Origin of the sequence: Dactylosporangium sp. NPDC000244 (assembly GCF_040300725.1) — a bacterium.
In the GTDB taxonomy this organism is placed as follows: Bacteria; Actinomycetota; Actinomycetes; order Mycobacteriales; family Micromonosporaceae; genus Dactylosporangium.
The window spans coordinates 281327-297597 of the sequence record NZ_JBEPEH010000008.1 but is presented as its reverse complement, the minus strand read 5'-3'; the positions used below and the strand labels follow the sequence as shown (position 1 = coordinate 297597).

The window sequence follows — 16271 nt, the reverse complement described above, 5'->3', positions numbered from 1 at the left end:
CCGCACGCCCTCCACGGCGAAGCTGACGATGGCCTGTCAGCCCAACGCCTCCATCCAGCCTGCGATGGCCCGCCCGATCTCGTCCGGCGAATCTTCCTGGACGAAGTGGATCCCCGCGACCGTCACCTCGGCCTGCGCCGGCCATCCGCGGACGATGTCGAGCAACCAGTCGCTGGCGAGAACCGCACCGGGCTCGGACTTCACTGGCTGGACATCACCGCTGCCCGCGTCGTGGACCTTGACACGCCTCCAGCCGAGATCAACCCCACCGGGCCCTACGCCTCGCCGGGACACAGTTGCCGGAGCGAGTGCGCTCGTCGCCCCTCACACAGGAGCGTCTCGCGGGCCGCCGGTCTTCATCCTGGAGGTCGATCGGCAAGGGCGGCGCTCCTCCGGCCGCAGCGATTGCCAACGGAGCCGAATTTTGCGTCCGTACATTGATTCGTCTCGCCCAACGCCGTCCGGCGACCGTCACGGAACGCGTCTGCCGTCCAGACAACCGGGCGGGCTCCGCCCTGCCCGTGTAGGTCAAGAATCGACCGAGGTGACGGGTTGCCGATCGGCGCGACGACAACGTTGAGGCCGGCCACAACGACGCCGCCGGCTCGCTTCAAACTCCGACGCTCGCAGAATTCGCACCAGACGCCCGGTGCGCTGCTCACTCCGAAGCACCCATCGAAACACCTCGAACCGAACGAGTGACACGAGTCCGGTTACACCCGCACCCACGGCTATGGCGAACACACCGAGCAGAACCATGATGTTGATGCTCGAGGTTCACCGCCGTCCCGGGAATACCGACTTACGGTCCGACTTACCGTACCGACTTGTTGTCCGACCGGACCTTGAGCAGGTCTTTTGCGACTGAAAGCCACGAGCGGCTCCGGCGCGACCTAGGGCCCGAAACAGCTGCGACGGCCCCACCTGTATCGCGATGTGCCCGCCGTCCATGGGCAGCAACGGGAACAGGTCCCGTGGCGATGACAGCATGATTCCGTCCCACTCACGCCTCCGGTTGCGGGCTGACGAAGGCCCGACCGTCCTCAAGGTTCGGACGGACGAGCGGCGCGCCTCTTAGCTAGACTGTTAGCTAAGGAGGTCGCAGTGTCCGAAGCAGCCGCATTCAACATCCACGACGCCAAGACCAACCTCTCGCGGATCATCGACCGCGTTGAGCACGGCGAGGAGATCGTCATCAGCCGGGCCGGCACGCCGGTGGCCAAGGTCGTCCCCTTGAACCGGCGAATCAACCGCGCCGGCCGGGGCTCGCTCGCTGGCCGTCTGGCCATGGCCGAAGACTGGGACTCATCCGACGTCAACGATGCGATTGCCCGTGACTTCGGCCTGACGTCGTGAGCCTTCTCCTCGATACGCACGTCGTCCTGTGGTGGCTCGCCAACGATCCGACCCTGCCCGACGACATCAAGGACCAGCTCGATCACGAGCCGGACGTCTACCTGAGCTCGGCAACCGTCTGGGAAGTGACAATCAAACAAGCCCTCGGCAAGCTCCAGCCAGCCGACCTACCTGAGCGCGTCCGCGACGCCGGTTTTCGCCCTTTGCCGATCACCGCCGAACACGCCATCGTCGCCGGCCGTCTGCCCCTCCTGCACCGCGATCCCTTTGACCGGATACTCATCGCCCAGGCCCAGGTCGAGGGCCTGACCCTGGCCACCCGCGATCCCGAAATCCAGAAGTACGACGTCAGCATCCTTCCGCTCTAGCGCAGGATCCGCGTCACAGCGCAGGGGTGCGGCAACCACCGGCCCATGCACTCCCGCTGTGCAGCCGAGCGGCGTGCGCACCTGACGCGACGCAACGGGCGTGGGCGAGCGAGGCGGACTTGACGATCGCGCATTTCCAAGCCACCGCAGAGCGTAGCGCCCGGGATGCGTGGCCCGACGCGCTCAGCGTGCGAAGTCCGCCGAAGTTGATCTCCAGTGGAGGCAACGGTGACTTACTTGAACCCAGGAAGACGTTGCTACGCGGTCGTCCCATCGGTTTCGGCCGGAGCGCTATCGCCGAAGGTCCCGATCCAATTCCGCAACCGCTGCAGTAACGCAGGCGCAATATCGAGCATGTCGACGCGCTGCGCGAGGAGCGCTGGATCGATGAGGCCCGCCTCCAGCAATGCCGTGGCGAACGCCAGGTCCTTCTCCCTTCCGGCGACCAGCTTCGACACAACGCAGTCGTACGGATCGAGCAGATATCCACGCCCTGGATGAGTGCTCGCAGTGTCGACCAGCACGAGGCGGTCTCGCCAACCCGCCGGGAGGGTGGCGGTCGAGACGCTGACCCCTTGGGCGTAATAGCCGAACTTTTCGTGGAACGGCGACAGTTCGCCGATCGCACCATCGACCTGGTCCGCCTTGAGATCGTCCGGGTCGTCGAAGAACGCCACATCAACCTCCATAGAGGCGGTGGCCGCCGGTGGAAGCCGGTCCTCCGCAATAGCGCCGAGGATGGCCTGGCTTCCGATCACCAGGATCTCCGCATCACCGACGACATGCGACGCCGCCCGGAGGACATGCTCCAGCTGCTCTCGCTTCACGCGGCCCGCTCCAGTCGCCACCAGGTGGCGAAGGCCGTCAGCACCGCCTGCCGATCCTCTTCCTTCAGCACTCCCGCAAATGGCGAGTTCTGCCGCAACTCGGTCGCTTCCGCATCGGTCGCGGTGAGCCTTTCGAGCACCGCCTCGGCCCCATTCCGCACAAGGCTCCGCCACCGGTCCAGCCAGAACGCCGTCATCCCATTGGGATGCACAACGCTCAGCCGTTCGAGGTTTTCCGCCGCCCGCGCAAGTACCGCGTCGGGCGCCGACACCAGCCGCCCGGCAACGGCCCGATGCAGCCACAGCGCCTTGAACTGATCCCGTGTCATCACCGGCCGCAACATTTCCTCGACATCGGCGCGCCGCACCCGCCGATGCGTTCCAACCCTGACGTACGGCAAACGTCCTCGATCACACAGGTCGACGACATGCTGGCGGGAGACGTGCAGCAACAAGGCCGCCTCGCCGGTAGTCAGAAGCCCCGAGTCGCCCATGAGGCAAGCATGACCAGCAGACGCCAAAAACACAACATCCCAGTTCAGAATGCCCATCGATCAAGCTCTGGATCCCTTGGCATCGGCTGACGGCGATCGACCGTTGCACAGCAATGCCGGCCCGCCACAACAGCCGGCAGTCCGATGCCGAACAGCGCGATGATCGCGCCGCCGGCGAGCGCGAGGGCAGAGCAGTTCATCGGCCGGCACCGACGGCGCCGATCCTAGGCAGTGCCACTTCATCAGAACGGCGGCCCACCAATCCGGTGGGCCGCCGTTGATCATCTCCAGTGGAGGTGCCGGGAATCGAACCCGGGTCCTTCGTCGCTTTGTTAGGGCTTCTCCGAGCGCAGCTCGCTATGCCTCTACTCGGCCCCACCAATCACGCGAGCGAGTTGGTGTGACAGGCCCAGCCACAATTAATCTCACCGCACGAGCCCCGTGACCGGGCTCGGTTGGCCAGCCTTCTAGCTGATGCCGGTTACTGGGCCGAAGGCAATCCCAGACCGACAGATCTCGGACCTGGCTTAGGCAGCGAGGGCGAGATCGGAGCGCTTGTAATCGGCGCTTATAACTTTCCGACGACTGATTCACGAGACAACGTCGGCTTCCTCGGCTCGCTTCCCCTATCGCTACAAACAAAGTCGAAACCAGTCACCCCCGCGCGGGTGGTGTTGGCTGCCGCGCCACCAACGGCGCGACGGATCAAGCGTAGCGCCTTCCCGCCACAACTTCATCCCGGTATGCCGGAGCACGTCTGGTGGTCGATCGTGCAGGTGAAGGGCTCGTTGCGTATGCCGAGGCCGTTGACGTCGAAGCGGACCGTGGCCGTGGTGCCGGGCTTCAGCGTGCGGGTCGCGTCGACCGGGGTGAAGGAGATGCGGCCCTGGGAGCGGGCCATCACGGCACCGGAGACGTTGCTCACGTTCAGGTCCAGCAGCGGGAGCTGGATGGTCAGCTCCCAGCCGTCGGCGGTGGCCGTGGTCGTGGCCGGGTTGGCGATGGTGACGGTCACGCGGTACGAGGTCAGGGTCAGGTTCTCGGTCTTGTACCCCGCTGTGAGCTGGGCCGCTGCCGCCAACGACGACGGGGTGGGCGACGGGGTCGGGGACGCGGACGGGGCGCGCGAGGCGGCCGCGACGATCGCGTCCGGCGTCGCGCGGGTCGGGGGGACCGCCGCGGCCGGCATCGAGGCCTGGACCGGGCCCTCGCTCGCGCCGCCGGTCTGCGGAGGGCCGGCCGGGTGCAGGGCGGTCGCCTTGCCGATGAGGATGGCGGCCAGGGCCAGCAGGAGCAGTACCGCCGCGCTCGTCGCGACCGCCTGACTGCGGCGGTCGGCGGACCAGTCACGGGCACCCACGAGCCGGTGCCAGGCCGCGCCGATGCGGCCGGCGAGCGTCGTCGGACGCGACGGGGCCGGGTCGGCGATCGTGGGGGCGGCGATCGTGGGGGCCGCGGTGGTCACCTGGGCGACGCCGGTGGCCCGCGCGCTCAGCACGGCCGCGGCGAAACCCGGCACGGACGTGGTCGGGCGCGGGCCGGCCGTCGAGCGCATGCGGGAGCTCAGGCCGGGCGCGGAGCGGCTGGGGGCGTTGCGCTGGCCGGGGAGGCGGTTGAACGGGCCGCCGTCGTTGCGCCGCGGTGTCGTCGGCGGGTCGGGCGCCGGGGTCGCGGGCTCGGGGGCCGCGGCGAGCCGGGCCAGAGTGGCGGTCAGCGGGCCGCTGAAGAGGGTGTTGTACGTCGTGAGCAGTACCCGCCGCCGCATCGTCCCCTGCGGCCCCAGGAACCCGCTCTGGGTCATCGTGAGCCGGGTGCCGCCCTCGCGCTCGTGCAGGGTCACCGCGACCACGGTGTGCAGGTTGCTGCCCTCCCAGCGCATCACGAGCCGGTGCGGTGCCTCGATGTTGACGATCTGGCCCTCGATCGGGTCCTCGAGGCCGGCGAGATCGGGTGCCTGGAACGTGAAGGTGCCGTCGTCGCGGACCATGAACCGAGTAGTCGGGAGCCAGTCGGTGACGATCTGGGCCTCGGTGAACGCACGCCACACCACGGCAGGTGGGTGCTCGAGGTCAGCATCGACCCGAATCTCGGTCACGCAGGGACTATATGGCCTTGACGCATTGCTTGCATTACCACGGCGTAGTACTCACGCGCGGGAGGTGCTCTACTCTGCGTTGCCCTTGCCCCGGCGGCCCATAACACGAGCGATCTCGCGGTCGGCGTCGCGTTTGGCCAGCGTCTGACGCTTGTCGTAGGCCTTCTTACCGCGCGCGAGGGCGAGCTCGACCTTCGCCCATCCGTCGGAGAAGTAGACCGACAGCGGCACCAGAGTCAGGCCGCTTTCCCGGACCTTGATCCCGATCCGGTCGATTTCCTGCCGCTTCAGCAGCAGTTTCCGGATCCGGCGGGGTGGATGGTTGGTCCACGTGCCCATCGTGTACTCCGGCACGTGCATCGCGTGCAGGAAGATCTCGCGATCGGAGATCTGGCCGAACGCGTCCACGAGCGAGCAACGCCCGGCGCGCAGCGACTTGACCTCGGTGCCCGTCAACGCGATCCCGGCCTCGAACGTCTCGAGGATCTCGTAGTCGTGACGCGCCTTCCGGTTGGACGCGACGAGCTTGCGCCCCTTTTCGCGCGGCATCGACCCCTCCTGAGTTGCTCGATCGAAGAGAAGCGTAGCGCGCCCGGCAAGACCATTTCGGCGACGCGGCCGCAAACACCATAGAGCCATGACTCGGGTCCGCCGTGGTACGGACCGTTCCTCCCGCGAGACACCGCTCGGCGCTGGCGCGCCGACGCTGCCACCTCCGCGGTTGGTAGCGCCTCGCCAATGTCACTGCGACGCGCTCATGAGCACAGCGGCTCCGAAGGGCAACTGGCCCCTACAGCATCGTCTATCTCCCGACAGGCGAAAAAAGCGAAATGTCCGGCGCGCCAGCGCCGGACATTTCGAGCTAATCGCCCCGGATCAGCAGAGGCACCCTGGCAGCCAGGTCAAGGGCTGGACCGGGCTCCCGTTGAGGCGCACCTCGAAGTGCAGGTGGTACCCGGTCGACGCCCCCGTAGTGCCGACGCGTCCGATCAGCTCGCCGCGGCTCACGCGCTCCCCGACGTGCACGAGGATCGCGGACTGGTGCGCGTAGCAGGTCGCGAGCCCCTTGCCCTGGTAGAGCCCGTGCGAGATGCAGGTGTAGTTGCCGTTGCCACCCGACGGGCCCGCGCGCACCACGACGCCGTCCGCCGCGGCGACGATGGGCTGTCCCCCGCCCGCCGCGATGTCGACGCCCGCGTGCAGCTGGTAGACCTTGTACACCGGGTCGAACCGCATCCCGAAGTTGCTCGACTTCCAGCCGTGCACCGGCATCAGGAAGAAGGCCCCGGTCTTCGGGCCGATGACCGTGTTCGGCGGAGCGTTGTTTCCCTTGGCCCCGCCCGAGCCCTGCTTCGCCTTCCGAGCCTCCGCCTGCGCCTCGGCCCGCAACTGCTCGGCGACCTTGTCGCTCTCGACCTTGAGCGCCTCGTAGCGGGCGAGCACCGCGCCGCGCTCCGCGTTCGCGGTCGCCTCGGCCGCCGCGCTGGTGTCGAGCAGCTGCTGCACGTCCGCCGCCGCCCGCTCGGCGCCGGCCTGGGCCGCCTGCGACTCGGTGAGGCTGCGCTGGGCGGCATCGGCGGCGTCCTGAGCGCGGCGTAGCGCGAGCAACGCGGTGTCGCTGCGCTTCTTCGCGTCCATCCGGGCCGCGGTGAGCTCGTCGACGGCCGCCTGGTTCTCCTCGGCGACGTGGTTGAGGTACTCGATGCGCAACGCCAGATCCGTCGGCCCCCCGGAGTCGAGCACCGAGTTGACCATGGCGAAGCCCCCGCCCTTGTACGCGGCCGACACGAAGACGGACACGTCCTGGCGGGCCTTGTCGACCTGCCGCTTCGCCTCGGCGTACCCGGCATCGGCCACCTGCGCGGCGGCGTCGGCGTCGGTGCGGTCGCGCTCGGCCTGCCGTACCGCCGCATCGGCCGCGATCACGCGCCCCTTGGCGTCGGCCAGGCTCTGCTGGGCCCCCGGCAGCGCCGCCTGCGCGCGATCGTGGTCGGCCGCGGCCTGCTGGGCCTTGTCGGTGGCCGCCTCGAGCGTGGCCTGAGTCTCCTGCAACTGCTTGTCGAGCCGAGCCTTGTCATCGCCGGTGTCCGCGTGGGCGACGGAGCCCGGGCCGAGCAGCATGAGCACGACGCCGAACGCGGCGACGATCCGGATTCGGTTCACAGAAGCAACCCTCCAGTACCACTTGAGGGTTACCGTACGCAGGAAAAAGCCCAGAAGTCCGGAATTTCGGTTAAATGCACCTATCGTGGCGGCCCAACGCGAATGCCCTATCACGAGCGCGCTCGCCTTCGGCCCGATCCCACGATGACCAGAGCCGCACCTCCCGCCCAGATCACGACTGCCGCACGCCCCAGCCGCTCCACACGGCCCGGACCTCCCAGCCGCACCACGCGGCCCGACGACGTGGCCCACACCGCACGGGCGAAGCACGGCGTGAGCGAGGCACCGCGCGGCGCGGCGCGAGCGAGACACGACACGGCGCGAGCGAGACACGGCGCGGCGCGGCGGCGGCGGCGCGAGCGAGACACGGCGCGGCGCGGCGCGAGCGAGACACGGCCGAACAAGCCGAACCGGAGCCCGAGCACGGCCGCCCGCCTCGAACGCCCGAAAAACGCGGCGAGGGCGGACCCCCGCAATGGGGATCCGCCCTCGAAGGAGCCGCTGGGTCGGTCGAGTCAGACGCGCACGTAGAAGCGCAGCGTGACCCAGGCCGTGATGGCGCTCACCAGACCGCCGGCCCCACACAGGACCGGAAGCATGATCCACACGTTGCCCCAGTCCACCGGTAGCAGGACCGTTGTCAGGGCTTTCAGTGAGCCGTCGATGAAGAAGACCTTGGCCGCGACCAGCCCACCGAAGGCGAGGATCGCGCCGATCAGGCCGGCGAAGACCGCCTCCAGGACGAAGGGCATCTGGATGAACCAGTTCGAGGCGCCCACCAGCTTCATGACGGCTACCTCGCGGCGCTTGCTGTAGGCGGCCACCTGGATCGTGTTGGCCACCAGGAGCAGGGCCGCGGCGCCCTGGACGATGGCGACGGTCAACGCCAGGGTCTGCAGCGCGCCCAAGAGGTCGAAGACCCGTTTCAGCAGCTGCTTCTGGTCGATGATGTCGCTGACGCCCTCCTGGGTCCGGAACTGGTCGCTGAAGTCCTGGACCTTGTTCGGGTCCTTCAGCTTGATCCGGAACGACTCGGGCAGCGAGTCCTGCTTGGTCGCGGCGACGAGGTCGGGCGCGTCCTTGAACTGCTCCTGGAATCGCTTCCAGGCGGCTTCCTTGGTCTCGTGCTCGTAGGACTTGACCAGGCCGTTGGACTTCAGTGCGCTCTCGATGCTGGCGCGCTGGTCGTCACTGACGTCGGCCTTGAGGAAGACGGACACCTCCACCCGCTGGTAGAAGAAGTCTTCCATCTTGCCGACCTGGAAGAAGAGCAGCAGGCTCGCGCCGAGCATGGTCAGCGACACGGTCATCGTGATGATCATCGCGATGGTCATCGTGACGTTGCGCCAAAGCCCGGTCAGGACTTCGGTCAGGATGTATCTCACGCGCATCGGGTGGGGGTTCCTTCCCAGCGGGCCCAGCAGGAGGACGGGGGGCGGTGCGGACTAGGGCTGGGGTCAGCCGTAGACACCGCGCGGCTGGTCCCGCACAATCCGGCCACTTTCGATCTCTACGACCCGGCGGCGCATCTGGTTCACGATGTTGGAGTCGTGGGTGACCATGACGACCGTGGTCCCGGTCCGGTTGATCCGGTCGAGCAGTCGCATGATCTCGATCGACGTGTCCGGGTCCAGGTTTCCGGTCGGCTCGTCCGCCAGCAGGATCAGCGGCCGGTTGACGAACGCCCGGGCGACCGCGACGCGCTGCTGCTCACCGCCGGAGAGCTCGTGGGGGTAGCGGTGCTCCTTGCCGCCGAGGCCGACGAGCTCGAGCACCTCGGGGACGACGCGGCGGGCGACGCCCTTGGACTTGCCGATCACCTCGAGGGCGAACGCCACGTTCTCGTAGGCCGTGCGGTTCGGCAGGAGGCGGAAGTCCTGGAACACGCAGCCGATCTGGCGCCGGAAGGCCGGGATCCGCCACGAGCGCATCGACGTCACGTCGCGCTCGTTCACGACGACCTTGCCCCGGTTCGGGGTGACCTCGTGCAGCAGCAGCTTGATGATCGTGGATTTGCCTGAGCCGGAGGGACCGATGAAGAAGACGAACTCGCCCTTCTCGATGTTCACGGAGACATCGTCAAGGGAGGGGCGAGACGCCTTCGGATACGTCTTCGTCACGTGGTCAAGCCGAATCACGGGAGGTGAGTCTACGCGGTGTGACAAGTGCGCCAAGTACACGCGGTGCGTCATGCGCGTTTTGCCAGGAATGCGAACCCGAACCGGGGACGCGAACAGCAGGACAGCGCTTGATTCCCACGCGCGAATGTGACGTACGCCACGTTTTGCTGCGGGCAAACAGAGTCACCGTCAGTGATTGACGGACTCCGAAGGGATGATCAAGCGCGAATTGGCGCCGTTATGCGGCCGGGTCGAGCTCCCGCTGCTTGCGCCAGCGGATGCCCGCGTCGATGAACCCGTCGAGGTCGCCGTCGAAGACCGCGGTCGGGTTGCCGGTCTCGTGCTCCGTGCGCAGGTCCTTGACCATCTGGTAGGGGTGCAGGACGTAGGAGCGCATCTGGTCGCCCCAGGAGCCGGCCACGTCGCCGCGCAGGGCGTCCATCTTCGCCGCCTCCTCGGCCCGTTTGACCGCCAGCAGCTTGGCCTTGAGCACGCCCATGGCGGTCGCCTTGTTCTGGATCTGCGAGCGCTCGTTCTGGCAGGAGACCACGATGCCGGTCGGGATGTGGGTCAGGCGCACCGCCGAGTCGGTGGTGTTGACGCCCTGGCCGCCGGGGCCGCTGGAGCGGTACACGTCGACGCGCAGCTCGTCGTCGGGGATCTCGACATCGTCGGTCTGCTCGACGACCGGCACGACCTCCAGCGCCGCGAACGAGGTCTGGCGGCGGCCCTGGTTGTCGAAGGGGCTGATCCGCACGAGCCGGTGGGTGCCCGACTCGACGGACAGCGTGCCGTACGCGAACGGGGCCTTGACCGCGAAGGTGGCCGACTTGATGCCGGCCTCCTCGGCGTAGGAGGTGTCATAGACGTCGGTCTCGTAGCCGTGCCGTTCCGCCCAGCGCAGATACATCCGCAGGAGCATGTCGGCGAAATCGGCCGCGTCCACCCCGCCGGCGCCGGCGCGAATGGTCACGAGCGCCTCGCGGGCGTCGTATTCGCCGGAGAGCAGCGTGCGGACCTCGAGGTCCGAGATCGACCTCGTCAGCCCGGCGATCTCGTCGGCGACCTCGCCGAGCGAGGAGGTGTCGCCCTCGGCCTCGGCCAGCTCGAGCAGCACCTGGGCGTCGTCCAGCCGCGACCGCAGCGACTCCAGCCGGTTGATCTCGCCCTGGACGTAGGACAGGCGGGACGTCACCTTCTGCGCGGCGACCTGGTCGTCCCACAGGTTGGGAGCCGACGCCTGCTCCTCGAGCGCGGCCTTCTCCTTGTGCAGGCGATCGAGGTCGAGGACCGCCTCGATGTTGCGCAGGGTGCCGTCGAGGTTCTTGAGGGATTCGGCGTGGTCCAGAGCAGTCACGCATCAAGGGTACGCCGAGGCGCCCCCGACTATTTGCCGGGCGCGCTCTTGAGCCAGGTGAGTGCCGCCTTGTGATATCCGACCGCGAACTCCAGCGAGGCCGCGAAGAAGTCGTCGCCGGACTTCTTGGCCTCCTTGGCCATTTCGCGCGCCTCGGTCAGCGCGGCATTGTGGTATTCGGCCGCGTGCGCATAGACGTCCTGCAGTTGCGTGGCGGACTGCTGCGCCCCGAATGCGACGCGCAGTGCCACCGGATTGCGCAGCGCCTCGCGGCCGGCCGGCTCGGAGAGCCACCGGGCGAAGGCACGCTTGCCCGCCGGCGTGATCGCATAGGGCTGGCTGGAGCGCGCGCCGGGCTTGCCGAGCTTGACGTATCCGGAGTCGGCGAGGGCCGGCAGCTCCCGGTAGACCTGGCTGCGCGTCATGGACCAGTAGGGCCCGAGCCGACGCTGCGCGGCCGCCATCAACTGGCCGCCCGTCATCGGTCCCTCGTGCAGGAGGCCGAGCAGCGCAGCCGCGGTCGCGTTGACTCCAGAATCCGCCATAGCCCCACGCTGTCATCTTTCGCCAGCACAGTCCAGCATTTCGGCAAATCCACTGTGAACTGTCGCGCTGCGACTGTCGAGTTAGGACAGCCGTACGGAGCTGCTCATTGCTTGAAGGTCGGGAATGCGGGCATCGACGGCATCGCGGGGAACGACGGCATCGGGTCGCCGAGGCCGGGCAGTCCGGTCTTCGTCGGCGCCGGGGTGCCGGGCTTCTTCGTCGGCTTCTGCTCGCCCGAACCCGGGTCGGTGGTCTGTCCGGGGCCGGCCGCCGTCTGGGTCTCCTCCGGCGTGGCGCTGACCGCGGGCGCGGCATCGGCCGAACTCGACGCGGCGGGTGCCGGCGTGGTGGCGTTGACCTTCTTATCGCCCGTATTGTCGGTTTTCGGGGCATTGCCGGTCAAGAGCAGCGCGCCGACCGCCAGGATGACGACGAGCAGCAGGCCGCCGCCGATCGCGGCGAGGACCCGGCGCTGCTTCTTCTGCGTGTCGGGGCGGCCGGGCGTGTCGGACTCGCCGAACTCCTCGAACAGACGGTCGGCGGTCTCCTCCGGGGTCGCCGAGGTCGGCTGCGCGAACGGGACAAAGGGCGCGATCGGGGCAACCTGCGCAACCGGGGCGGTCGGCGGCTCGGGAGCCGCGACGATCTCCGTCGGCGGCTCGTCAGCGACCGGCGCGGACTCGAAGCGCAGCTCCGTCGGCGGCTCGCCGGTGGACGCGGCACGCTGCGGCGGGATCATCATCTCGGCCGCGTCCGGACCGGCCCACAGGGGCGTCCCGGCCGCGACGGTCTCGATCGCCGGGTCGGCGACCGAAGGACCCTCCTCGGCGGCCGAGGAGCCCTCCTCGGCTTCCGAAGGGTCCTCCTCGGCTTCCGCGGCAGGAGCCTGCTCGGACGGTACCGCTGCCGAAATGACCTGCGTGGGAACCTCGGCGACGCCGTGGGGCTCGGTGGGCCGCTCCCCGATCGGCACCGCCATCATCAGCGCGGCGGACGCGGCCGCCGGCGAGGTCGGGGCGGTCGGCAGCGGCACCCAGTCGACGCGCCGGACCGGCGCCTGCATGGGCGCGGTCAGCTCGGCCGAGCGCTGCCAGAACGTGACGGCCTCGGCGGGCAGCCGCGGCAGCGGCTCGAACCCGTCGAGGGCGCCCTCGGCCGCGCGGAGGCGCCCGACGATCGAGGCCGCCGTCGGCCGCATGCGCGGGTCGATCTCCATGCACGCCTCGATCACCGGCCAGAGCGCGGCCGGCATCCCGGGCGGGGGCACCGGCACGCAGTCGGCGTGGCGGCGCAGGACGTCGTTGGGCGAGCCGCCACGGTACGGGCTGCGGCCGCAGATCAGCTCGAAGAGCACGACGCCGAGCGCGTACACGTCGGCGGCCGGGCTCGGCGAGCCCCCGGCCACGACCTCCGGCGCCACGTACTCGGGCGTGGCGTGCGTCGGCCCCGCCGGCCGGTCCAGGCGCCGGGCGACGCCGAAGTCGGCGAGGCGCACCGGCCCGCCGTCGGTGGGAACGAGCAGGTTCCCCGGCTTCACGTCGCCGTGGACGATGTTGTTCGCGTGCACGTACGCGAGCGCGTCGGCGACCTGCGCGACCACCTCGGCCGCGACCGCGGGCGGCAGCGGGCCCTCGGCGCGCAGCCGGCGGCGCAGGTCCGGCCCGGCGACGAGCTCCATGGCGATCGCGAGCACGTGCTTGTCGCTGACCAGGTTCTTGACCCGGATGACGGAGGGGTGCTCCAGCCCGGCGAGCAGCTCGGCCTCGCCGAGGAAGCCGTCCTTGAGCTCGGCCACCTCGGCGGCCTCGGCCCGCAGCACCTTGACCGCGACCCACTCGCCGGCCTGCGTGTCGTACGCGCGCCAGACCGCGCCGATCGCGCCCCGGGCCACCTCCGACTCGAGCCGGTAGCGGTTGCCCAGGATCGTCTTCGCGCCCGTGACCGTCTTCATGACCGTCCCTCCCCTTACCCGAGACGGTAGGCGAGGGCCGCCACGCCGCAGCTCCCCCACCGGGCCGGATGGCACAAACCGGGGAGTCGGCTACATCCGGCTGCGCAGCTCCCACAGCTCGGGGTAGAACCGCAGCTCGACGCGGGAACGCAGGTACGCCCCGCCGGCGCTGCCGCCCGTGCCCGCCTTGGTGCCGATCTGGCGCTCGGCCATGAGCACGTGCCGGGCCCGCCACATCGACCAGGCCTGATCATGGGCGAGCATCGCCTCGGCGAGATCCCACAGCGGGCCATAGCGCTCCCGGTCCCGCGAGATCGTCAGCAGCGACTCGACGCGCTGCTCGGCGTCGCCGACCGCGAAGCCGTGCTTGCCGAGCATGGTCAGGAACGCATCCCACAGGCTCGGCTCGGCCAGCCGCCGCTCCAGCCGGGCGCGCTCGAGCTCCGACAGGCCGCGGAAGCGCTGCAGGTACGTGTGATCCTTCAGCCCGGACAGGAACTCGATCTCGCGGAACTGCGCGGACTGGAACCCCGAGGCCGGGGACAGCTTGCTGCGGAAGCGCAGAAAATCCTGCGGAGTCATGGTGTCGATGACGTCGACCTGGCCCACGAGCACCCGCTGGATCGACAGGCACCGCTCGAGCCGGACCCGGGGCAGATACGTCTCACCGTCCAGCAGGCGATCCCGCGCGTCCTCGAGCTCGTGCAGCACCAGCTTGAACCACAGCTCGTACACCTGATGAATCGTGATGAAGAGCAACTCGTCGTGCGCGGGCGGGCTGGACTCTGGAACCTGGGCCTCGAGCAACCCCGACAGACGCAGATAGTCACCGTACGTGAGGCGGCCGCCCTGCTCCCCGAAATGCGCATCGGTCCAGTTGCCGGCGGCGCTGCCGGCAGATTCGTTGGTCACCTGCCAACGCTATAAGGTCACCAGTCGTGGCGAGAGGCGCACTGGTCCGGTGGCTGCAGGGTCTCGATGCTTCGGAGCTGGGCGAGCTGCTGCGCCGCCGCCCCGACGCCCTCACCGCCCCGTCCCCCGGCGACCTCACGGCGCTGGCCGCGCGCCTGTCCACGCGCACCGCGGTCACCGACGTCGTGGCAACCCTCCCGCTGCCGGCCCTGCAGGTCCTCGAGACCCTGGCCGCGCTGGGCGAGCCGCCGATCCCGCGCGCCCGGCTGGCCGAGGAGCTGAGCCTGGCCCCCGACGACTCCTCCCTGGACGCGACCCTGCGCGTGCTGAGCCAGCGCGCGCTCGTCTGGCCCGAGGGCGACGACCTGTGGGTCTCGACGGGCCTGGCGGTCGAGCCCACCGCGGAACGAGCATTCGATCCGATTCCCCCCGCGCCCGCGCTGGGCCCAGCCGACCGGGGCGCCATCCGAACCGCCGCCGGGGAGTCCGCGGCGGCCCTGCTCGACCACGCGGCCGCCCTGCTCACGGAGGCCGCCGAGCATCCCCTGGCCCGCCAGCGCAACGGCGGCGTGGCGGCGCGCGAGCTCGCCCGGCTGGCCGCGGAGCTCGGCCTCGATGAGCCCCTCGTGGCGCATTTCGCGGATGTCGTACTACAAGCAGGCCTCCTGGCCCCCGACGGCGCCCACCTGGTGCCGACCACCACGGCGCTCACCGACGAGCCGGCGCCCGATCGCCTGGCCCGGCTCCTGTCGGGCTGGTGGTCGGGCCCGCCCCTGCGCCGGGTCGTGATCCGCGTGCTGCACGACCTGCCGCCGGACACCGCGGTGCACGGCACCGAGTCCCTGGCGCCGCTGGTGCGCTGGACCGCTCCCCTGCCCGCACGCGCCGTGTCCGCTCCCCCTCCCCTCCGCCTGGTCCCGCCGCCCTCCTCGCCTTCTTCACCCGCGCGCACGGGGTCGCTCTCTTCTTTCGCGCGCACGGGGTCGCCCTCCTCTTCCGTGCGCAACGGGTCGTCTTCCTCGCCCGATCGCGCGACGTCTGGGCACACTGGGTCGACGCTTGAGGATGCGGTGAGCGGGATCGTGGCCGAGGCGACGCTCCTCGGCGTGTGCGTGATGATCGAGCCGGACGCGTTCGCAATCAGCCCGCTGGGCCGCGCCCTGGCCGACGGCCGCCCGCTCGCCGAAGTGGCCGAGCGCCTCCTGCCAGCACCCCTGCGGGTGACACCCGCGGCGAGCGTGATCGTCTGCGAGGACGTCCCCCTCCTGGACGAGGTGGTAGCGGCCCTGGAGCTCGAACGCCTGGCGCCCACCGTCGCCGCCTCGTCCTCGCCCGTCCCGTCGCTGCTGGCCGCACTCCGGGACTTGGGCCACCGAGCCGAGCAGTCGGGCCCGAAGCTCACCGTGCGCCGCTCCGCTCCCGCAGCACTGGGCACGCGCCGCCCCAAGCCAACCGTGGACCCGGGCGAGCTGGCACGCCGCCTGGCCGTACCAATGCAGCGGGGCGCCTCACCCCTGGAACAGATCCGCCATCGAGCCCCACAGCTACGCCCGGAGCAGGCACAGCTGCTCGCGGACGCGGTCGAGCACGGCACCCCGATCTGGATCCGCTACGTGGACGCGAACGGCCGCGCCTCAGAGCGCGTGATCGAGAACGCCGAACTGTCCGGCACGGTGATCGAGGCCTGGTGCCGCCTACGCCGCGACGATCGAGCCTTCACCCTGGACAAGATCGTCGCCGTAGCCCGCCCCCGCCACTGACACGCACGCCACCCACAGCCCCGGCGCACCCCGACATCCGGCCGCATCGGAAAACCACCTCGGCTTCACGGACGCGCCGGAGCCAGCCACCCGCAGACGGACCTCACACAGCCGCACGCCCGCACGAAGGAATGCCGCACACGAGCCCAGCCGATAGCGAGCCACCCGCCGACGGACCACAGGGCTGCGAGCGGGGCACACGCGCACGGATCGGATGCGGGGCGCGGCGCGCGGGCCGAACGCCAGCGCGCCGCATGGCAGGACGCGGCCGAACGCTGGTGCACTACGCGCGGGCCGGACACGGGCGCATCACGGGCCGGAC

15 protein-coding genes and 1 other RNA gene are annotated in these 16271 nt (G+C 69.7%); 3 read left to right on the top strand and 13 right to left on the bottom strand.

The annotated features are described in order from the left end of the window. Positions 1 to 36 precede the first annotated feature (36 nt). Positions 37 to 204 (bottom strand): hypothetical protein, encoded by a 168-nt coding sequence (locus ABT369_RS13990; protein WP_350612123.1) that lies wholly within the window; start codon positions 202 to 204, stop codon positions 37 to 39. A gap of 900 nt (positions 205 to 1104) precedes the next feature. Between ABT369_RS13990 and ABT369_RS13985 the strand changes: the two genes are divergently transcribed. Then, entirely contained in the window at positions 1105 to 1356 is a 252-nt protein-coding gene (locus ABT369_RS13985) for a type II toxin-antitoxin system Phd/YefM family antitoxin (RefSeq protein ID WP_350612122.1), read from the top strand. Then, positions 1353 to 1724, top strand: coding sequence for a type II toxin-antitoxin system VapC family toxin (locus ABT369_RS13980; protein ID WP_350612121.1), 372 nt, complete (start codon positions 1353 to 1355; stop codon positions 1722 to 1724). Before ABT369_RS13985 ends, ABT369_RS13980 begins: the two co-directional genes overlap by 4 nt. Before the next feature lie 257 nt (positions 1725 to 1981). Here the strand turns inward: ABT369_RS13980 and ABT369_RS13975 are convergent, their stop codons facing one another. The 12 genes from ABT369_RS13975 to ABT369_RS13920 form a co-directional block, all read right to left on the bottom strand. Further along, complete coding sequence (locus tag ABT369_RS13975; protein ID WP_350612120.1) at positions 1982 to 2551, bottom strand: DUF6036 family nucleotidyltransferase; 570 nt, start codon at positions 2549 to 2551, stop codon at positions 1982 to 1984. Continuing rightward, positions 2548 to 3102: a helix-turn-helix domain-containing protein gene (locus ABT369_RS13970; RefSeq protein WP_350612119.1), complete on the bottom strand. Its 555-nt coding sequence runs from the start codon at positions 3100 to 3102 to the stop codon at positions 2548 to 2550. Before ABT369_RS13970 ends, ABT369_RS13975 begins: the two co-directional genes overlap by 4 nt. A 231-nt stretch (positions 3103 to 3333) precedes the next feature. After that, positions 3334 to 3707: a transfer-messenger RNA gene (gene ssrA, locus ABT369_RS13965) on the bottom strand. Positions 3708 to 3778: 71 nt separating this feature from the next. Next, entirely contained in the window at positions 3779 to 5140 is a 1362-nt protein-coding gene (locus ABT369_RS13960) for an SRPBCC family protein (protein WP_350612118.1), read from the bottom strand. A gap of 69 nt (positions 5141 to 5209) precedes the next feature. Next, the gene (gene smpB / locus ABT369_RS13955; RefSeq protein WP_350612117.1) at positions 5210 to 5689 is read right to left on the bottom strand and encodes an SsrA-binding protein SmpB; all 480 of its coding nucleotides are present in this window, start codon (positions 5687 to 5689) and stop codon (positions 5210 to 5212) included. 327 nt (positions 5690 to 6016) lie between these two features. Further along, positions 6017 to 7303 carry a peptidoglycan DD-metalloendopeptidase family protein gene (locus ABT369_RS13950; protein ID WP_350612116.1) on the bottom strand — a complete coding sequence of 429 codons (1287 nt, stop codon included), beginning with the start codon at positions 7301 to 7303 and terminating at the stop codon, positions 6017 to 6019. Between the two features lie 515 nt (positions 7304 to 7818). Further along, positions 7819 to 8694, bottom strand: a complete 876-nt coding sequence (gene ftsX, locus ABT369_RS13945; protein WP_350612115.1) for a permease-like cell division protein FtsX — start codon at positions 8692 to 8694, stop codon at positions 7819 to 7821. 66 nt (positions 8695 to 8760) lie between these two features. Then, complete coding sequence (gene ftsE, locus ABT369_RS13940) at positions 8761 to 9441, bottom strand: cell division ATP-binding protein FtsE (protein ID WP_190251422.1); 681 nt, start codon at positions 9439 to 9441, stop codon at positions 8761 to 8763. A gap of 220 nt (positions 9442 to 9661) precedes the next feature. Beyond that, the gene (gene prfB / locus ABT369_RS13935; protein WP_350612114.1) at positions 9662 to 10780 is read right to left on the bottom strand and encodes a peptide chain release factor 2; all 1119 of its coding nucleotides are present in this window, start codon (positions 10778 to 10780) and stop codon (positions 9662 to 9664) included. Between the two features lie 29 nt (positions 10781 to 10809). Next, complete coding sequence (locus tag ABT369_RS13930) at positions 10810 to 11325, bottom strand: PadR family transcriptional regulator (protein WP_350612113.1); 516 nt, start codon at positions 11323 to 11325, stop codon at positions 10810 to 10812. 104 nt (positions 11326 to 11429) lie between these two features. Continuing rightward, on the bottom strand, positions 11430 to 13277 hold the full coding sequence (locus ABT369_RS13925) for a serine/threonine-protein kinase (RefSeq protein WP_350612112.1): 1848 nt from the start codon (positions 13275 to 13277) through the stop codon (positions 11430 to 11432). A gap of 90 nt (positions 13278 to 13367) precedes the next feature. Further along, the gene (locus tag ABT369_RS13920; protein ID WP_350612111.1) at positions 13368 to 14189 is read right to left on the bottom strand and encodes a tryptophan 2,3-dioxygenase; all 822 of its coding nucleotides are present in this window, start codon (positions 14187 to 14189) and stop codon (positions 13368 to 13370) included. A gap of 26 nt (positions 14190 to 14215) precedes the next feature. Here ABT369_RS13920 and ABT369_RS13915 point away from each other — a divergent pair, with 26 nt between their 5' ends. Continuing rightward, a complete protein-coding gene (locus ABT369_RS13915; protein WP_350612110.1) occupies positions 14216 to 15949 on the top strand; it encodes a hypothetical protein in 1734 nt (577 codons plus the stop codon). Positions 15950 to 16271 lie beyond the last annotated feature (322 nt).